Annotated in this window: 18 protein-coding genes; 10 read left to right on the top strand and 8 right to left on the bottom strand. The window is 61.8% G+C overall.

The window, feature by feature from the left end; translation table 11 throughout:
* Positions 1-768: 768 nt before the first annotated feature.
* Together DOCECA_RS15785 and DOCECA_RS15780 are read left to right on the top strand one after the other, a co-directional pair.
* Positions 769-1,491 (top strand): response regulator, encoded by a 723-nt coding sequence (locus tag DOCECA_RS15785; RefSeq protein ID WP_420767478.1) that lies wholly within the window; start codon positions 769-771, stop codon positions 1,489-1,491.
* Positions 1,488-3,098 carry an ATP-binding protein gene (locus DOCECA_RS15780; protein WP_420767477.1) on the top strand — a complete coding sequence of 537 codons (1,611 nt, stop codon included), beginning with the start codon at positions 1,488-1,490 and terminating at the stop codon, positions 3,096-3,098. The genes DOCECA_RS15785 and DOCECA_RS15780 overlap by 4 nt, the downstream gene beginning before the upstream one ends.
* A 47-nt stretch (positions 3,099-3,145) precedes the next feature.
* On the opposite strand, the gene DOCECA_RS15775 is transcribed toward DOCECA_RS15780, so the two are convergent.
* Entirely contained in the window at positions 3,146-3,871 is a 726-nt protein-coding gene (locus DOCECA_RS15775) for a 4'-phosphopantetheinyl transferase family protein (protein WP_420767476.1), read from the bottom strand.
* A gap of 196 nt (positions 3,872-4,067) precedes the next feature.
* Positions 4,068-4,856, bottom strand: a complete 789-nt coding sequence (locus DOCECA_RS15770; RefSeq protein ID WP_434560219.1) for a dienelactone hydrolase family protein — start codon at positions 4,854-4,856, stop codon at positions 4,068-4,070.
* Between the two features lie 143 nt (positions 4,857-4,999).
* Between DOCECA_RS15770 and DOCECA_RS15765 the strand changes: the two genes are divergently transcribed.
* From DOCECA_RS15765 to DOCECA_RS15755, 3 genes are all read left to right on the top strand, one after another.
* A complete protein-coding gene (locus DOCECA_RS15765; RefSeq protein ID WP_420767474.1) occupies positions 5,000-5,599 on the top strand; it encodes a hypothetical protein in 600 nt (199 codons plus the stop codon).
* 93 nt (positions 5,600-5,692) lie between these two features.
* Complete coding sequence (locus DOCECA_RS15760; RefSeq protein WP_434560215.1) at positions 5,693-6,370, top strand: response regulator; 678 nt, start codon at positions 5,693-5,695, stop codon at positions 6,368-6,370.
* The gene (locus DOCECA_RS15755) at positions 6,367-7,713 is read left to right on the top strand and encodes an ATP-binding protein (RefSeq protein ID WP_434560213.1); all 1,347 of its coding nucleotides are present in this window, start codon (positions 6,367-6,369) and stop codon (positions 7,711-7,713) included. Before DOCECA_RS15760 ends, DOCECA_RS15755 begins: the two co-directional genes overlap by 4 nt.
* 181 nt (positions 7,714-7,894) lie before the next feature.
* Here the strand turns inward: DOCECA_RS15755 and DOCECA_RS15750 are convergent, their stop codons facing one another.
* Complete coding sequence (locus DOCECA_RS15750) at positions 7,895-8,893, bottom strand: AraC family transcriptional regulator (protein ID WP_420767471.1); 999 nt, start codon at positions 8,891-8,893, stop codon at positions 7,895-7,897.
* Between the two features lie 333 nt (positions 8,894-9,226).
* Between DOCECA_RS15750 and DOCECA_RS15745 the strand changes: the two genes are divergently transcribed.
* Both DOCECA_RS15745 and DOCECA_RS15740 read left to right on the top strand, forming a co-directional pair.
* Positions 9,227-10,558, top strand: a complete 1,332-nt coding sequence (locus DOCECA_RS15745; RefSeq protein ID WP_420767470.1) for a dicarboxylate/amino acid:cation symporter — start codon at positions 9,227-9,229, stop codon at positions 10,556-10,558.
* Positions 10,559-10,866: 308 nt separating this feature from the next.
* Positions 10,867-12,048, top strand: coding sequence for a CaiB/BaiF CoA transferase family protein (locus DOCECA_RS15740; RefSeq protein ID WP_445570783.1), 1,182 nt, complete (start codon positions 10,867-10,869; stop codon positions 12,046-12,048).
* Positions 12,049-12,161: 113 nt separating this feature from the next.
* Here the strand turns inward: DOCECA_RS15740 and DOCECA_RS15735 are convergent, their stop codons facing one another.
* Together DOCECA_RS15735 and DOCECA_RS15730 are read right to left on the bottom strand one after the other, a co-directional pair.
* On the bottom strand, positions 12,162-12,656 hold the full coding sequence (locus tag DOCECA_RS15735) for a SprT family zinc-dependent metalloprotease (protein ID WP_030142420.1): 495 nt from the start codon (positions 12,654-12,656) through the stop codon (positions 12,162-12,164).
* Positions 12,657-12,827: 171 nt separating this feature from the next.
* Positions 12,828-13,430, bottom strand: a complete 603-nt coding sequence (locus DOCECA_RS15730; protein ID WP_039591896.1) for a Yip1 family protein — start codon at positions 13,428-13,430, stop codon at positions 12,828-12,830.
* Positions 13,431-13,748: 318 nt separating this feature from the next.
* On the opposite strand from DOCECA_RS15730, the gene ttcA reads away from it, so the two are divergent.
* Both ttcA and DOCECA_RS15720 read left to right on the top strand, forming a co-directional pair.
* Positions 13,749-14,573 carry a tRNA 2-thiocytidine(32) synthetase TtcA gene (ttcA, locus tag DOCECA_RS15725; protein WP_030142418.1) on the top strand — a complete coding sequence of 275 codons (825 nt, stop codon included), beginning with the start codon at positions 13,749-13,751 and terminating at the stop codon, positions 14,571-14,573.
* Between the two features lie 66 nt (positions 14,574-14,639).
* Entirely contained in the window at positions 14,640-15,314 is a 675-nt protein-coding gene (locus DOCECA_RS15720) for a DNA-3-methyladenine glycosylase I (protein WP_445570782.1), read from the top strand.
* A gap of 114 nt (positions 15,315-15,428) precedes the next feature.
* Here the strand turns inward: DOCECA_RS15720 and DOCECA_RS15715 are convergent, their stop codons facing one another.
* From DOCECA_RS15715 to arsC, 3 genes are read right to left on the bottom strand one after another with little or no spacing between them, the layout of a single operon-like run.
* Positions 15,429-15,854 (bottom strand): DUF2069 domain-containing protein, encoded by a 426-nt coding sequence (locus DOCECA_RS15715; protein WP_434560209.1) that lies wholly within the window; start codon positions 15,852-15,854, stop codon positions 15,429-15,431.
* On the bottom strand, positions 15,847-16,452 hold the full coding sequence (wrbA, locus tag DOCECA_RS15710; protein WP_420767464.1) for an NAD(P)H:quinone oxidoreductase: 606 nt from the start codon (positions 16,450-16,452) through the stop codon (positions 15,847-15,849). The genes DOCECA_RS15715 and wrbA overlap by 8 nt, the downstream gene beginning before the upstream one ends.
* Complete coding sequence (arsC, locus tag DOCECA_RS15705) at positions 16,449-16,802, bottom strand: arsenate reductase (glutaredoxin) (protein ID WP_420767463.1); 354 nt, start codon at positions 16,800-16,802, stop codon at positions 16,449-16,451. The genes wrbA and arsC overlap by 4 nt, the downstream gene beginning before the upstream one ends.
* Before the next feature lie 104 nt (positions 16,803-16,906).
* Between arsC and DOCECA_RS15700 the strand changes: the two genes are divergently transcribed.
* The gene (locus DOCECA_RS15700) at positions 16,907-17,374 is read left to right on the top strand and encodes a TlpA family protein disulfide reductase (protein WP_434560205.1); all 468 of its coding nucleotides are present in this window, start codon (positions 16,907-16,909) and stop codon (positions 17,372-17,374) included.
* The last annotated feature ends 17 nt before the right edge of the window (positions 17,375-17,391 follow it).

Raw genomic sequence — 17,391 nt, 5'->3', positions numbered from 1 at the left:
CGTCCTGAAGCACTACAACCGACTGGCGCCGGGTATAACAACTTCGGGACAGTAGGGCGCGGGCCTGCGGCGTCGCGTCCATCCGAAGTTCTTGGATCGCGAGCCTGGGCTCGGAACCTGGTTTATCAAGGTGGCAGCAAAGGACTGCAACACCCGTACCGTTCCGGTCGTTTTCGACCTTGGAAACGGTTGCCATCCGCAGGGGCGGTCTGGACTTGTGAAACAGCGGTGTTGCAGAAGGACAGAGGCGAGAAAAGCGCTTGAATTCTCTATCCGACTTGTGTTTGGTTTTTGGCCGAAAACCCTACATGTAGGGTTTTTTACGCGGCGGGCTACAAGATAATGCGTTTTCGGACATGAATCAACGTGCTGCCTGTGGATAAGCCTGTGCGTAATTTGTGTGCGAAACGAGGAACTCCTCTGCAGGCCGCGACCTAGCTGGAGCGAGCCTTTTTTCAACGATTCTGACGACTCGAAAACCGGCCGGAGTTTTTTGCGGGCGCGGACGTTACCACACAAATCCAGCCCGACCGAACGCATTTGTCCGCTTGTTTTCTGCGCAAGCCGCGTTTATACAATCGGCCGGTGCATGGGCGTGTTTATCCTCCTTTAACATGACAAACGATGGAGGGGCGGTGGGCATTGTGGGAGCGAGCTTGCTCGCGATAGCGTCGGACCGGTAACGGTGATGCTGGCTGACCCACCGCCATCGCGAGCAAGCTCGCTCCCACAGAGTTCCATGTGCCCCACAACAATAAGAGGCCCCCAGTGGAACAAGAAGCCTGGCAGATATTGATTGTCGAGGATGACCAGCGTCTGGCCGAGCTGACCCGCGAATACCTGGAAAGCAATGGCCTTCGCGTCGCCATCGAGGGCAACGGCGCGGTCGCGGCGCAGCGGATCATCGACGAGCAGCCGGACCTGGTGATCCTCGACCTGATGCTGCCCGGCGAAGATGGCCTGAGCATCTGCCGCAAAGTGCGCGAGCACTACGACGGCCCGATCCTCATGCTGACGGCGCGTACCGACGACACCGACCAGATCCAGGGCCTGGACCTTGGGGCTGATGACTACGTCTGCAAGCCGGTGCGGCCACGCCTGTTGCTGGCGCGCATCCAAGCCCTGTTGCGGCGCAGCGAGCCGGAGCCGTCCGTGCCGCAGAAACCGCGCCGCCTGGAGTTCGGGCCGCTGGTGGTCGACGACGCCTTGCGCGAAGCCTGGTTGCAGGACAAGGGGATCGAGCTGACCAGCGCCGAATTCGACCTGCTGTGGCTGCTGGTGTCCAATGCCGGACGCATCCTGTCTCGCGAGGAAATCTTCACTGCCCTGCGCGGGATCGGCTACGACGGCCAGGACCGCTCCATCGACGTGCGTATCTCGCGCATCCGCCCCAAGATCGGTGACGACCCCGACCATCCACGGTTGATTAAGACCATTCGCAGCAAAGGCTACCTGTTCGTTCCCGAAGCTTGCGTAGACGCCGCTCCGTGAACTCGATCTTCCTGCGCATCTATGGCGGCATGTGCGCGGCCCTGGTGTTGGTCGCGGTACTGGGCGTACTGGCGCTGCATCAGCTCAACCAGACGCGTGCCGAGCAGTACCGCGAGCGCCTGGCCCATGGCACGTTTTCCTTGATGGCCGATAATCTGCGGCCGATGAACGGCACGGAGCGCCGTCGTGCCCTGGCGGTGTGGGCGCGCCTGCTGGGCATCCCGCTGGAACTGCAGGCGCTCAGCCAGGCCGACCTCGACCTGGGCCAGCGCACCCGCGTGCTGCGCGGGCAGGTCCTGGTGGAACAGACCGGCCCCCACGCGGCGAAGGTCTATCGGCTGGTCAGCGACGGCGAGCAGTTGACATTGGTAGGGGAGGTTCGCCAGATCAGTGAGCAATTGGCCCGGGCGACAATCTATTTACTGGCCGACGAACTGGTGCGTTACCCGGTGGCCGAGCAGCCCGAGCGGCTTGCACAACTCAAACAGGAAAAGGGCTTCGGTTTCGACCTGCGCCTGATGACCGTCGACCAGGCGGACATGGACGAAGACCAGCGTCGTCGGGTGTCCGAGGGCGATACGGTGATGGCCCTGGGCAAGGGCGGCGACTCGATCCGGGTATTCGCCGGGATGGTTGGCACGCCGTGGGTCCTGGAAATCGGCCCCTTGTACCAGATGAATCCGTACCCGCCCGAATGGCTGGTGCTGATCGCGGCGCTGGGCTTGAGCCTGATCGGTTTGATCGTCTACCTGCTGGTACGCCAGTTGGAGCGACGGCTGCGCGGCCTGGAATCGGCCGCCACCCAGATTGCCCAGGGCAGCCTGGAGACCCGCGTGCCGGCCAGGGGCGCTGACTCGGTGGGGCGTCTGGCCGCTGCGTTCAATGCAATGGCCGAGCACTTGCAGCAGTTGTTGGCGATCCAGCGGGAGCTGGTGCGCGCGGTGTCCCACGAATTGCGCACGCCTGTGGCGCGCCTGCGCTTCGGCCTGGAAATGCTCGGCAGCGCCAGCACGCCCGAGGCCCGGGACAAATACCTGGCGGGCATGGACCACGACATCGAAGACCTGGATCGGTTGGTGGATGAAATGCTGACGTATGCGCGCCTGGAGCAGGGGTCGCCGGCGTTGAACTTCCAGCGGGTGGATCTGGATGCGCTGGTCAATCAGGTCATAGAAGAACTGGGACCTTTACGCGCCGGGATCACGGTGGAGCGTGGCCTGTGCCTGTCGGCCGCCGATTGCGACGACGCCTGGGTCGAGGCTGAGCCGCGCTTCCTGCATCGCGCCCTGCAGAATCTGGTGGGCAACGCCATGCGCCATGCCCGATCACGGGTGACAGTGAGTTACCAGGTGGGCCAGTTGCGCTGCCGGGTCGACGTCGAGGATGACGGGCCGGGAGTGCCGGAGGCCGCGTGGGAACGGGTATTCAAGCCGTTCCTGCGCCTGGACGACAGCCGGGCCCGCGCCTCGGGTGGCCATGGATTGGGGCTGTCGATCGTGCGCCGGATCATTCATTGGCATGACGGCCGGGCCTTGATCAACAAGAGCAAAAGCCTGGGCGGGGCGTGTTTCAGCTTGAGTTGGCCGAGGCATCAGGATCGGTCCTGAAAGGTGCGGCGCCTATGCCGCCCCTTCGCGAGCAGGCACTGGAGGTCTCAGGCCTCGATCCCCACCAGGCTCAACAACTGCCCATCCTTCACCCCGAACTGCCCTTGCAACTCACTGCCATGGCGCCACTCGGGCGAAAGATCGGTCAGTAGTCGCAGCCGCACCTGCCCATCATGGGACCACTCCAGCACCTCGGCATGTTCGAAATAGAAACGTTGCCCAACGATCGGGTACAGCGCCTTGAACAGGCTTTCCTTGACCGAGAAGGTCAGCGTAACCAGCAGCGCACGATCATCGCGCGAGACGGTCGCCATGCGCAGCAGTTCCGCAGGCGTGAGGATCTCGCCCGCCAGGCGCTCGGCGCGTTCGGGGTCGAGCAGGTTTTCCAGGTCCATGCCCAGCCCTTGCCAACGCTGCTTCTGCGCGACAATGGCGGCCGCCCGGCCGGTACTGTGGGTGATCGAACCGCTGACATGGGCGGGCCACACCGGTGCGCGGTCTTCGCCGATGGCGGGAATACAGGCGATTCCATCAAGCCGATGCAAGGCCGCCCGGGCGCAGACTCGCCCGGCGAGGAACTCCGCCTGGCGCTTGGCCACCGAGCGCTGGATGCTCGCTGGCGGCTCGATAGCGCTGTTGGGGAAATCGGCGGCGACGAGCAGCAGCGGATCGAAACGCGTACTGAGCAGCACCGTATCGGCCAGGGCATCGGGCAGCAGCCACTGTTCATCCAGAGGCGAGCAGCAGGCGGGCAGGGCGGGGAGTGGGTTCATGCCGGCATTTTGCCGGGTTGGCTTGAGGCTGGGTAGTGGGGACGTTTGTGTGGAGCATGGCTGTCGTTTGTGGCGAGGGGATTTATCCCCGCTGGAGTGCGAAGCGCTCCCAATCGATCGGCCACCGCAGTGTGTCAGGCCTGACGAAGGGGCCGCTTCGCAGCCCAGCGGGGATAAATCCCCTCGCCACGGGGTGTCAGAAAATCTTCTTGAAGAACTTCTGCATGTCCGCCCATGACTTCTCATCGGCTTCCTTGTTGTAGCCGATGTCCGGCCCGCCATGCTCGCCATGGCTCAGGCGGTCGGCGTCGGGGTTGCTGAAGCCGTGCTTGGCGCCGTCGAGGCTGACGAACTTATAGTCGGCGCCGGCCTTGTCCATCTCGCTCTTGAACGCGGTCACGTTGTCTTCGGTGACCATGCTGTCCAGCGCGCCGTGCTCCACCAGGATCTTGGCTTTGACACTGCCTGGGGTGGCCGGGGTTTTGGTGACGAGGGCGCCATGGAAACTCACCACGCCAGCCAATGGGACGCCCTGGCGAGCGGCGTCCAGCACCACCTTGCCACCGAAGCAATAGCCGATGGCGGCAAGTTTGTCCGGATCGGTCTGAGGTTGTTTCTTCAGCAGGTCGAGCCCGGCCTGGAAGCGCGCGCTGGCCGCCTTGCCGTCCTTGAGCGCGGCCTGCATGAAGGCCAGGGCGTCCTTGGGGTGCTCGGTATTCTTGCCGTCACCGTACATGTCGATCGCCAGGGCGCTGTAGCCCAGGCCGGCAAGGTCGCGGGCGCGGCGCTTGGCGTAATCATTCAGTCCCCACCATTCATGCACCACCACCACGCCCGGGCGCGGGCCCTTGACCGCGTCGTCGTAGGCGTAATAGCCGATCAGCTTCGTGCCGTCGGCACTGGTGTAGGGAATCTCCTGGGTCTGGATGGCGGCGTGGCTGGCGCTGCTCAAGGCCAGAAGTACAACGGCAAGCAATCTGCGCATGATCGATCTCCTTAAAAAAGTGGGTGCACACAGACTAGCCGATTCATTCAGCCCAGGTTCAGAGAACGTTCAAGGAGGGTTCAGGGAGCAATGGCTATCGTGGCGGCGACTTCACACAACCCTTGCTTCAAAAGGAACTGATCATGACTCATATGAAAAAACTGCTGCTTGCATTCACTGTATTGGGTGCCACTGCCATGGCCCATGCCGATGACAATTTCGCCAGCCTGACCCTCGGCCAGACCAGTGACAAGGTCAAGAAATCCAATGCGCTGGACCGGAACCTGGGCAATCCGAACGCCGATGGCGTCATTGGCAAGGACACCACCTACGGCCTGCGCCTGGGCCGGCAGAACGATCAAGGCCGCTACTACGCTACCTATGACAACGTGTCGGGGAGCCACAACGGCATCAAGTTGCGCCAGGAAAACCTGCTGGGTAGCTACGATGTGTTTTATCCAGTGACCAGCAGCACCAAATTGTTCGGCGGTGGCACGGCGGGGCTGACCAAGTTGACCCAGGACTCCCCGGGCTTCAGCCGCGACACCGACATCGGCTACGCCGTTGGCTTGCAGGGCGGCGTCCTGCAACAAATTTCGCGAAACACCTCGGTGGAACTGGGGTACCGTTACCTGCGCAGCAATGCCAGCACTGAGATGAGCCCGCACGGGGGCGCGAAGGTCGGCTCCCTGGACCTGACCAGCAGCGCCCAGACTTACCTGTCCGCGAACTACACGTTCTAGGCGGCAGGCAATGGAGACGTGCAGCCGGGTCGGCCCAAGACGACCCGGCGCCTTGTTCGATACCTGCTGTCTTGAATCGCCTGGGAGAGGCCCATGAAACTATTGGTTGTCGAAGACGAAGCGCTGTTGCGTCATCACCTGCAAACCCGTCTCACCGACAGCGGCCATGTGGTGCAGGCCGTGGCCAATGCCGAAGAGGCCTTGTATCAGGTCCGCGAGTTCAATCATGACCTGGCGGTGATCGACCTGGGCCTGCCGGGTATCAGCGGCCTGGAACTGATTCGCCGCCTGCGTTCCCAGGACAAGTCCTTCCCGATCCTGATCCTGACCGCCCGCGGCAACTGGCAGGACAAGGTCGAAGGCCTCGCCGCCGGGGCCGACGACTATGTGGTCAAGCCGTTCCAGTTCGAAGAGCTGGAGGCCCGGCTCAACGCCCTGCTGCGCCGCTCCAGCGGTTTCACCCAGTCGACCATCGTCGCCGGGCCATTGCTGCTCGACCTCAACCGCAAGCAGGCGTCCCTCGATGAAGAACCGCTGGCGCTGACGGCCTACGAATACCGCATCCTCGAATACCTGATGCGCCATCACCAGCAGGTCGTCGCCAAGGACCGCTTGATGGAGCAGTTGTACCCGGATGACGACGAGCGCGATCCCAATGTCATCGAAGTGTTGGTCGGCCGCTTGCGCCGCAAACTGGAAGCCCCGGCCGGCTTCAAGCCGATCGACACCGTGCGGGGCCTGGGTTACCTGTTCAACGAGCGCTGCCAGTGATTCGTTCCCTGCGGCTGCGCTTGATGCTGGCCGCCATGACCCTGGCGGTGTTGTTCATGCTGGCGTTGCTGCCGGCGATGCAAGGCGCGTTCAGCCTGGCCTTGCAGGAATCCATCGAGCAACGCCTGGCGTCGGATGTGACCACGCTGATTTCCGCCGCCCGGGTGGAAAACAATCGACTGAAGATGCCGGCGCAATTGCCCGACGAACGCTACAACCTCGCCGATGCTCGGCTGTTGGGCTACATCTATGATCGCGACGGACGCCTGGTCTGGCGTTCGAAGGCGACCCAGGAAGAGCGCATCAACTACGTGCCGCGCTACGACGGGCAGGGCAACCAGTTCGCGCGGATCCGCGAGGATAACGGCCAGGAGTTCTTCGTCTATGACGTCGAGGTCAAGTTGTTGGGCGGCCAGAGCGCGGCGTTCAGTATCGTTACCCTGCAGCCGGTGCGCGACTATGAGGTCACCTTGCAAGGACTGCGGGACAATCTTTACCTGGGGTTTGGCGCTGCCCTGGCGGTATTGCTGGCGCTGTTGTGGATCGGCCTGACCTGGGGGTTGCGCGCCTTGCGGCGCCTGAGCCAGGAGCTGGATGAAATCGAAGCAGGCACCCGCGAAAGCCTCAGCTCCGCCCACCCCCGCGAACTGTTGCGCCTGACCGGCTCCCTCAACCGCCTGTTGCACAGCGAGCGCGAGCAGCGCAGCCGTTATCGGGACTCCCTCGATGACCTGGCTCACAGCCTGAAGACCCCGCTGGCGGTGTTGCAAGGTGTCAGCGAAGACATGGCCCGGCGCCCCCAGGACCGTGGACAGGCGTGGGTGCTGCAAACCCAGATCGAACGCATGAGCCAGCAGATCGGCTATCAGTTGCAGCGCGCCAGCCTGCGTAAAAGCGGTCTGGTGCGGCACCAGGTGCCCTTGCGTCCAGTGCTGCAAAGCTTGTGCGACACCCTCGACAAGGTCTATCGCGACAAGCGCGTTCGGGTCGATTTCGATCTGCCTGAGCAGGGCCAGGTGCCGATCGAACAGGGCGCCCTCCTGGAGATGCTCGGCAATCTTTTGGAGAACGCTTATCGGCTATGCCTGGGGGAGGTTCGGGTCAGCATGCACCAGACCCTCGGCGGTACGGAGTTGAGCGTCGAGGACGACGGCCCGGGTGTGCCACCGGACCAGCGTGCGCGGATTCTCCAACGGGGCGAGCGATTGGATCGCCAGCATCCGGGGCAGGGAATCGGGTTGGCGGTGGTCAAGGACATCATCGAAAGCTACGGCGCGCGATTGACCCTGGGGGATTCGGAGTTGGGCGGCGCGGCGTTTCGGATTCTTTTTCCGGTGGTTTGAGTGGCGTTTCAGTGTGTCGCGGGCCCCTGTGGCGAGGGGATTTATCCCCGCTGGGCTACGCAGTAGCCCCAAATGGGTGGCGGTGGTGTGTCAGACAGAATGCAGGGGGCCGCTTCGCAGCCCAGCGGGGATAAATCCCCTCGCCACAGGGCAGCACACCACAGAAGTGGGATATCCCCCATCAGTTTTCCAACTCCCGATAAGCCCCCGGCGTCACCCCGGTCCACTTCTTGAACGCCCGATGAAACGCCGACGGCTCGGAGAATCCCAACTGTTCGGCAATCTGCTGCAACGACAGATCCGCCCGGCCCAAATGGTAGATGGCAATATCCCGCCGCAACTGATCCTTGAGCTCCTGAAAGCTGGTGCCTTCTTCGCGAAGGTGCCGGCGCAGCGTCTGGGCGCTGATGTGCAGGTGTGCGGCGACGGTGTCCAGGTCGGGCCAGCGCGCCGTGTCGCGGCTGAGGAGGCGGCGCAGTTGGCTGGTCAGGCTGTGGCCGTCGTCTGGGCGCGACAGCAGGTCGGCGGGGGAGCGTTCGAGAAAATGCTTGAGGGTTCGCTCGTCCTGCAGCAAGGGCATTTCCAGGTAGCGACCATGGAACAACAAGCTGCTGCGTCGGGCCTCGAAGACCAGCGGGCAAGGAAACAGCAGGTCGTATTCTGCGCCGTGGCTGGGCTTGGCGTAGCTGAAGGTGGCCTGTTCCAGGCCGATCCGTTGGCCGATCAGCCAACTGCCGAGGCGATGCCAGATGACCAGCAGGCTTTCCGCCAGGAAGTGATCAGGGTCGCGTAGCGTCGACTCGTCCAGGGTCAACCGTACCCGGTCGCCTTCGCTCTCCAGGATCAGGCTCGGCGCATCGGGAAACAGGCTGTAGAACAACAGGCCGCGTTGCAGGGCTTTGCCCAGGGTCCGACAGTGGATCAACGTGTGACACATCATGGCAAACGTCCCCGGTTTACTCGGGGCGCTGCCGAATCCCAGGTATTCGTCCCCCAACGCCACCCACAGCGCCTGCAACAGGCGGGCGAACTGCTCGGGCGCGATGCGTGCCCGCGGCTCGTCGAGCAACTCCGGGCTGATGCCCAGCTGTTGCAGCAGCGACGAATAGTCAAAGCCTTGCCGGCGCGCGCCACCCAGGGCTGCGCGGGCGAAATGGCTGGCAATTGTGCGTTGGCGCATGAGGCATAGATCCGTCCGTTAGGCGAGCGATGGTAGCAGGGTGTCTGCGCTGGACAAGGCGGATATCCGCCAAATCCAGGAGTGAGAAATGGAGTCTTGGCGGGAATCCGCCATCCTTCGCCACCTGTTTAATCGACGAAGAATAAACAAAAACGTTATGGGACGCGGGTTGTAGGGCATTTCTTAAAAATGGCACGGGCCTTGCGATGTCCTGTGCAGGTCTGCCCCGTGCAGCCGACAAAACAAATCCCTCCAGTGCAGGAGGGTTCGCAATTGAGGTGTCGTGGACAACAGGTGGATGTTGTCACACGGGACTCTTGAGGAAGGTTTGCCATGACGACTCGTCAGCCCTTGTACAAATCCCTGTATTTCCAGGTAATCGTAGCCATTGCCATCGGCATTTTGCTCGGCCACTTCTACCCGCAGACGGGCGTTGCCCTCAAGCCGTTCGGTGACGGGTTCATCAAGTTGATCAAGATGGTCATCGCCCCGATCATCTTCTGTACCGTCGTCAGTGGTATCGGCGGCATGCAAAACATGAAGTCGGTCGGCAAGACCGGCGGCTACGCGCTGCTGTATTTCGAAATTGTCTCTACCATTGCCCTGCTGATCGGCCTGGTCGTGGTCAACGTCGTGCAACCGGGCAACGGCATGCACATCGACGTAACGACCCTGGACACCAGCAAGATCGCCGGCTTCATCAATGCCGGTAAAGACCAGAGCATCGTTGCCTTCATTCTCAACGTGATCCCTAACACCATCGTCGGCGCGTTCGCCAACGGTGACATCCTGCAAGTGCTGATGTTCTCGGTGCTCTTCGGTTTCGCCCTGCATCGCCTGGGTTCTTATGGCAAGCCGGTGCTGGACTTCATCGACCGTTTCGCCCACGTGATGTTCATCATCATCAACATGATCATGAAGCTGGCCCCGATCGGTGCGTTCGGCGCCATGGCCTTCACCATCGGCGCCTACGGTGTCGGTTCGCTGGTGCAACTGGGCCAGCTGATGATCTGCTTCTACATCACCTGCGTGGTCTTCGTGCTGGTGGTGCTGGGCGCCATCTGCCGCGCCCACGGCTTCAGCGTGGTCAAGCTGATCCGCTACATCCGTGAAGAACTGCTGATCGTGCTGGGTACCTCCTCCTCGGAATCGGCCCTGCCGCGCATGCTGATCAAGATGGAGCGCCTGGGTGCAAAGAAATCCGTGGTGGGTCTGGTGATCCCGACTGGCTACTCGTTCAACCTCGACGGTACTTCGATCTACCTGACCATGGCCGCGGTGTTCATCGCCCAGGCCACCGACACTCCAATGGACATCACGCATCAGATCACCCTGTTGCTGGTCCTGCTGCTGTCGTCCAAAGGCGCTGCCGGCGTGACCGGTAGTGGTTTCATCGTGCTGGCGGCAACCCTGTCGGCCGTGGGCCATCTGCCTGTGGCGGGCCTGGCGCTGATCCTGGGTATCGACCGCTTCATGTCCGAAGCCCGTGCCCTGACCAACCTGGTGGGCAACGCCGTTGCCACGATCGTGGTCGCCAAGTGGGTCAAGGAGCTGGACGAAGACCAGTTGCAGACCGAACTGGCCTCCGGTGGTCGCGGTATCTCCGACGTGCGTGAAGACGACGACGCGGTTGCAACGGCCGAAACCGCGCTGCCAACCAAGTAAGCTTCAGCCCGTAACAAGAAACCCGCTTCGGCGGGTTTTTTGTTGGGCCGTGCTTTCCGGGTGAAGTGCTTTTTGTGGCGAGGGAGCTTGCTCCCGCTGGGTTGCGGAGCGACCCCAGGATGTACCTGCCACTGAGGGGCTTCGTGTAATACGCAAGGGGCTGCTGCGCAGCCCAGCGGGAGCAAGCTCCCTCGCCACGACGGCCCTCTGGATTGAGCGGATTTGTCAGCCTAAACGACACGCTTGGTAATTGCCTCAACGCAAGCCCCTGCCTAGTCTTGGATGCACATCCGAAGCGGAGATTTTCCATGCAAGGCCCACTGGCATCGCTCAAGGTACTGGATTTCTCGACCCTGCTGCCGGGGCCGTTCGCCTCGCTGTTGCTGGCAGACATGGGCGCCGAGGTGCTGCGGATCGAGTCGCCGGACCGTCCGGATCTGTTGCGGATTCTGCCGCCCCATGACCAGGACGTCTCGGCCAGCCATGCCTACCTCAACCGCAACAAGCGCAGCCTGGCCCTGGACCTCAAGCAACCGGCTGCGCTGGAAATCATCAAGCGACTGTTGGACGACCATGACATCCTGCTCGAGCAGTTCCGTCCCGGCGTGATGGAGCGATTGGGGTTGGGGTATGAAGCCCTGAAGGCGATCAATCCGCGGCTGATCTATGTGTCGATTACCGGCTACGGCCAGACCGGCCCCTATCAGGCGCGTGCCGGTCATGACATCAACTACCTGGCATTGGCGGGTCTGGCGAGCCACACCGGGCGTGTCGGCAGCGGGCCGTTGCCGATGGGGATGCAAGTGGCCGACATCGCCGGCGGCTCTTTGCACGGGGTGATCGGGCTGTTGGCCGCGGTGATTGCACGTCAGCAGACCGGGCAGGGGCAACACTTGGACGTGAGCATGACCGATTGCGTCTTCAGCCTGAACGCACTGGCTGGCGCCGGTTACCTGGCCTGCGATGTGATGCCTGGGTGGGAGAATCATGTGCTCAACGGCGGCAGCTTCTATGACTATTACCGTACACGCGACGGGCGATGGATGTCGGTGGGCAGCCTGGAGCCGGTCTTCATGCGGGCCCTTTGCGAGACGCTGGGGCGGCCGGAACTGGCGGTCCAGGGGCTATCGCCCAAGCTTGAACAGCAACAGGCCCTCAAACTGGCACTGCAAGCCGAGTTCGAGAAACACGACTTCGACGAGCTGTGCCGCTTGTTCGCGAGGGTCGACGCCTGCGTCGAGCCGGTGCTGAGCCTGGAGGAGGCCGTGGGGCATGCGCAATTGCAGGCTCGGGAATTGGTCAAGCAGGTGCCCCGAGAGGATGGTTCGACTCAGGCGCAGATGGCCTGTCCGTTGAAGTTTTCCGAAGGACTGCCCGAGCCTCGGCATATCGGCGCGAGGCTGGGAGCGCACACGGACCAGGTGTTGGGGGAGTTGGGGTTCAGTGAGGAGCGGATTGCCCGGCTGCGTGATGACAGGGTCGTTGTGTAGCGTCCTTTCTGGCCTCATCGCGAGCAGGCTCGCTCCCACTTGTGAACGCCGAAAATCCAGCGTGGTAGCGAGCCTGCTCGCGAAAGCGTCAGCCTGGACACTACAAGAAACAGCTACTCGACCCGCGTCTCCCCACTGAACACCAAAGTATTGCGGCAGCTACGGCACAAGTACCGCCGCCCCTGGCGCACCAGGCGGTGGCGTTGCGCCGTGAATGGGAAGTCGCTGCCGTCGCAAGGGCATTTGTAGATGTACCGGGTTGCGGTACGGCGTTTGATCTCGTAGGTGTGGCAACGGTTGGGTGGCAGTTCGTAGACCCCACGCATGATCAGTTGCCATTCCTCTCCATGGGCCTGGATACGGTCGCCAAACAGTTGGTGGGCGATCAGGTGCGCGACCTCATGGGCCACCGTCTGCTTGAGGAAGTCCTCGGCGTTCTCCTGATACAGCTGTGGATTGAAGCGCAGCAGATTTTCATGAAGGTGCGCGACACCGGCCTTTTGGCCGCGCAACTTTAGGCTGACCACCGGACGTTTGAAAGGACGTTTGAAAAAGGATTCAGCTTGTTGATAACACTCTTCGACGCGGGTATTGAGTTGCTCGAGCATGCTTTACGGGTCTCCAGAAAGCCGAGTATGCCGCAAGCGTTGGCCGTTGCGAATCGTTGAGGCGCCCAGCGGTCGTCCCAGGCAGAACCACGCACAGAGGAAGGCCGCCTTGCGGCGGCCTGTGGTGGCAGATCGATTTTGGTTGGAGAGCCTTAATCCTTCAATAATCCTTCAATTGGTATAGACCGGGCCCACGCCCAGCCCCCAGACAATCACCGTGAACGCCATGATTGCCACCAGCACCACCAAACCCACGGCCAGCACCGAACTGGAAAACAGGAAACCTTCGTCCTGAGGGATGTTCATGAAGGTCGGCAGCCCTACGTACAACAGGTAGACCGTGTAGCAGATCGCCGCGGTCCCGACGATCATCCCCAGCCACATGTGGGGATAGAGCGCCGCCAGGCCGCCGATGAACAGCGGTGTCGCGGTGTACGTGGCGAACGCGACGCAGCGAGCCAGGCTCGGATTGGCGTCATAGGTGCGAGCCATCCAGTGGATGAACGCTCCCATCACCGCCACGCCGCCCAACATGGCCAGGTAAGACATGATGGTCATCCACAGGGCGCTTTCCTGGGTGAGCATGACCGGTGGACGATTGCCGATGACCCATCCTACCTGCGTGGTACCGATGAACGCCGATACCGCCGGGATGGCCGCCAGGATCAGCGTGTGGGTGAGGTACATGTGGCTGATGCTTTCCTCCTGATCGCCACGGATTTCCTTCCATTCTTGATCAGGGTGGGTAAAGAGCCCCACGACATGATGGATCATAGTCAGTCACTCCTTTGTTATTGCCATCGCCCCCCAACGGAGCGCCTACGGGCCAATTGACCAGGTAAGTAAAGGTCTGTAAGTGTGTGCGACCTTATGCCGCAGTATAGGAAGGAGTGGCCCTCAAGGGGATGGGGCGCTTAGAGCAAATCGCGCTGTAGCGGGGAACGCTAATCGCCGTTAGGTCTGTGCGCAGGGTTGCGCAACCCGACGGGGATAAATCCCCTCGCCATAAAGGCACCTGTCGTCAGCCTTCGCCGACAGCCAGTTTTTTGCGTAAAATGCCGGCCTTTCGTCACACCTCACGGATTTCGCGTCATGGGCACTCTTACGGTCAACCAGAACAAACTGCAAAAGCGCCTGCGCCGCCTGGCCGGTGAGGCGGTCGCCGACTACAACATGATCGAGGACGGCGACAAGGTCATGGTCTGCCTGTCCGGCGGCAAGGACAGCTACACCTTGCTCGACGTGCTGATGCATTTACAGAAGGTTGCACCGATCAAGTTCGACATCGTCGCGGTCAACATGGACCAGAAGCAGCCTGGGTTCCCGGAACATGTGCTGCCGGCCTACCTCGAGTCGCTGGGCGTCGAGTACCACATCGTCGAGAAAGACACCTATTCGGTGGTCAAGGAACTGATTCCCGAAGGCAAGACCACTTGTTCGCTGTGCTCACGCTTGCGCCGCGGAACGCTCTACACGTTCGCCGACGAGATTGGCGCGACCAAAATGGCCCTGGGTCACCACCGCGACGACATCGTCGAGACCTTTTTCCTCAACATGTTCTACAACGGCTCGCTCAAGGCCATGCCACCCAAGCTGCGGGCCGACGATGGGCGCAACGTGGTGATTCGCCCGTTGGCGTATTGCAACGAGAAGGACATCCAGGCCTATTCGGATTTCAAGCAATTCCCGATCATCCCGTGCAACCTGTGCGGCTCCCAGGAAAACCTGCAGCGCCAGGTGGTCAAGGAAATGCTCCAGGAATGGGAGCGCAAGACTCCGGGCCGTACCGAGAGCATTTTCCGCGGGTTGCAGAACGTCATCCCGTCGCAACTGGCGGATCGCAACCTGTTCGACTTCACCAACCTGCGCATCGACGAAAACGCCACGCCGCGGTTCGTCAATGTGGTGAACCTGTAAGGTTGCCAACCGGTTTTATCCACGGCGCTTGCGAGCGCCGTTTCTTTTTCAATACCAGGAGAGGGCATGCGCGATTACAAGTGGCTGCACGAGTATTGTCTGAACCGCTTCGGTTCGGCGGCTGAACTGGAAGCCCACCTGCCTGTACCCAAGACCCCGGCGCAACTGCGCAAGATCAGCGACGACCGCTACCTCTCGACCATGGCCCTGCGGGTGTTTCGCGCCGGGCTCAAGCACAGCCTGGTGGACGCCAAGTGGCCGGCGTTTGAAGAGGTGTTCTTCAAATTTGATCCGGAGAAAGTCGTGCTGATGGGCGCCGAGCACCTGGAGCGGCTGATGCAGGACGCGCGGATCATTCGCCACCTGGGCAAGCTCAAGAGCGTACCGCGCAACGCGCAGTTGATCCTGGACGTGGCCCACGAAAAGGGCAGCTTTGGGGCGCTGGTCGCCGACTGGCCTGTGACTGACATCGTGGGCCTGTGGACTTATCTGAAGAAACACGGCCATCAACTGGGCGGCCTGTCGGCACCGCGTTTCCTGCGGATGATGGGCAAGGACACATTCGTGCCCAGTTATGACGTGGTAGCGGCGCTCAACGCCCAGGACCTCATCGACAAAGCCCCCACGAGCCTTCGGGATCTTGCGACGGTGCAGGCAGCTTTCAATCAGTGGCACGAGGAGAGTGGCGGGCGGCCGATGTCACAGATTTCGATGATGCTGGCTTATACCGTGAATCATTGAGACCGGGTTGCGGCCATCGTCGGATCGCCGCCCGGAGCAAGCTCGCTTTCACAGGGGATTTTCAGCGTTTACAAGTCCACTGTGGGAGCGAGCCCTGCTCGCGAAGGCGGCGTATCAGGCGACGGCGATATCGCCTTCGCCAGCCAACCGCCGGTTCAACTGAAACCGCCAGCGTACGTACAGCAACGCCGAGCAGAACACCGCCACGCTCGCTGCCATTTCCAGCAAGCCGAACACATGCCGGTTCGGATCGTAGGCGGCCAGGGCGCCCTTGATGAAATACAGATTGACCACGAAACACATCCAGGAATGCCCGCGGGCGCTGCCGCTGAGCATGCCCGGCGCGAGGATCAGCAGGGGCACCAATTCGATCAGCAAGATCACCCACGGGCGCGCGCCGTGCAGGTCGGCGATGAGCAAGTAATACGCGCTGAGCAACCCCACCAAGCCGAAAAAGCACAGCAGGCTGACGGCGCGGGCGATGCGTACGCGTGGCTCCAGCCATTGGATGGGCGGCAGGATTTTCGGCTTCTTAGCCACGGCCGTTCTCCAGCAACAGGGCGGTTTTCGCCAGGCGCAATCCCAAGGCGCGGCACAAGGCAACTTCGTGTTCGTTCAAGCCGCTTTTGCCATCGGCGCCAGCATGGTGGCTCGGCCCGTAGGGCGTACCGCCGCCCTGGGTGTCGATCAAGGCCGACTCGCTGTAGGGCAGGCCGGTGATCAGCATGCCGTGATGCAGCAGTGGCAGCATCATCGACAACAAGGTGGTTTCCTGGCCGCCATGCAGGCTCGCGGTGGAGGTAAAAACGCCGGCGGGCTTGCCGACGAGGGCTCCGGTGAGCCAAAGGTTGCTGGTGCCGTCGAGAAAGTATTTCAGCGGCGCGGCCATGTTGCCGAAACGGGTCGGGCTGCCGAGGGCCAGGCCGGCGCAATTTTTCAGGTCATCGAGCGTGGCGTACAGCGGGCCTTGTTCCGGAATGTCCGGCGATACCGCCTCGCACTCGGCGGAGATCGCCGGCACCGTACGCAACCTCGCTTCCAGGCCGGCCTGCTCGACGCCCCGGGCAATCTGCCGGGCCATTTCGTTGGTAGAGCCGCTGCGGCTGTAATACAACACCAGGATGTACGGCGTGCTCACGGCAGGATCTCCAGAATCTTTTCCGGCGGACGGCCGATCACGGCTCTGTCGCCGGCTTCGAGGATCGGCCGTTCCATGAGCTTTGGATGGGCGACGATGGCAGCGATCAGATCGTTCTCGCCCAGGTTCTCGTTGGCCAGGTCCAGCGCCTTGTACTCGTCCTCGCCGGTGCGCAGCAATTGCCGCGCGCTGATGCCAAGCTTGCCCAGCAAGGCCTTGAGCTGCTCGGCGTCGAGCGGGGTTTCCAGATAACGAATGACAGTGGGCGTCAGGCCGCGGGCCTCCAACAGTTCCAGCGCACCGCGGGATTTGGAGCAGCGCGGGTTGTGATAAAGCGTCAGATCAGTCATGAGCAGGTCGCATCTTGCGTAAGGTGGCGGCTATTCTACTGTGCAGCGCGGCGCCTAGCACGTGATGGGCGGCCAGCGTTCACATTTCAGACAAGGATTGGCACATGACAAGGCGATTGGCGGCGGCACTGGCTTTTTTCGGCATTCTATTGCTCGCCGGCTGTGGAAACGATTATGGGGTGGACCAGAACGGCCAGCCGATCGCTTCGAAGCGGTTGGACAAACAATGGGTGGTGCTCAATTACTGGGCCGAATGGTGCGCACCCTGCCGCACTGAAATTCCGGAATTCAACGCGCTCGCCGAGCAGCTCAAGGGTCGAAACGTGGGCGTGTTCGGTGTCAACTTCGATCAGGTACAGGGTGAAGAGCTCAGGAGCGCCAGCGAAAAAATGGGGATTCGCTTCAGCGTATTGGCCCAGGACCCGGCCGAATTCTTCGATATCCCTCGCAGCGAAGGATTGCCGGTGACCTACATCATCGATAACCAGGGCAAGGTGCGTGAGCAATTGCTTGGGGAGCAGACGGCGGCGGCGGTGATGGCGAAGCTGGAGGCGTTGCAGGCGCTGAAATAGCGGGTTCAGTGGCGAGG

The organism is Pseudomonas sp. E102, assembly GCF_052660185.1.
This window is presented reverse-complemented; position numbering and strand designations above follow the sequence as displayed.

Coding starts and splice junctions, on each gene's coding strand:
- DOCECA_RS15775 (WP_420767476.1), bottom strand. CDS start 3,871: ATGAACCCACTCCCCGCCCTGCCCGCCTGCTGCTCGCCTCTGGATGAA.
- DOCECA_RS15770 (WP_434560219.1), bottom strand. CDS start 4,856: ATGCGCAGATTGCTTGCCGTTGTACTTCTGGCCTTGAGCAGCGCCAGC.
- DOCECA_RS15765 (WP_420767474.1), top strand. CDS start 5,000: ATGACTCATATGAAAAAACTGCTGCTTGCATTCACTGTATTGGGTGCC.
- DOCECA_RS15760 (WP_434560215.1), top strand. CDS start 5,693: ATGAAACTATTGGTTGTCGAAGACGAAGCGCTGTTGCGTCATCACCTG.
- DOCECA_RS15750 (WP_420767471.1), bottom strand. CDS start 8,893: ATGCGCCAACGCACAATTGCCAGCCATTTCGCCCGCGCAGCCCTGGGT.
- DOCECA_RS15745 (WP_420767470.1), top strand. CDS start 9,227: ATGACGACTCGTCAGCCCTTGTACAAATCCCTGTATTTCCAGGTAATC.
- DOCECA_RS15740 (WP_445570783.1), top strand. CDS start 10,867: ATGCAAGGCCCACTGGCATCGCTCAAGGTACTGGATTTCTCGACCCTG.
- DOCECA_RS15735 (WP_030142420.1), bottom strand. CDS start 12,656: ATGCTCGAGCAACTCAATACCCGCGTCGAAGAGTGTTATCAACAAGCT.
- DOCECA_RS15730 (WP_039591896.1), bottom strand. CDS start 13,430: ATGATCCATCATGTCGTGGGGCTCTTTACCCACCCTGATCAAGAATGG.
- ttcA (WP_030142418.1), top strand. CDS start 13,749: ATGGGCACTCTTACGGTCAACCAGAACAAACTGCAAAAGCGCCTGCGC.
- DOCECA_RS15720 (WP_445570782.1), top strand. CDS start 14,640: ATGCGCGATTACAAGTGGCTGCACGAGTATTGTCTGAACCGCTTCGGT.
- arsC (WP_420767463.1), bottom strand. CDS start 16,802: ATGACTGATCTGACGCTTTATCACAACCCGCGCTGCTCCAAATCCCGC.
- DOCECA_RS15700 (WP_434560205.1), top strand. CDS start 16,907: ATGACAAGGCGATTGGCGGCGGCACTGGCTTTTTTCGGCATTCTATTG.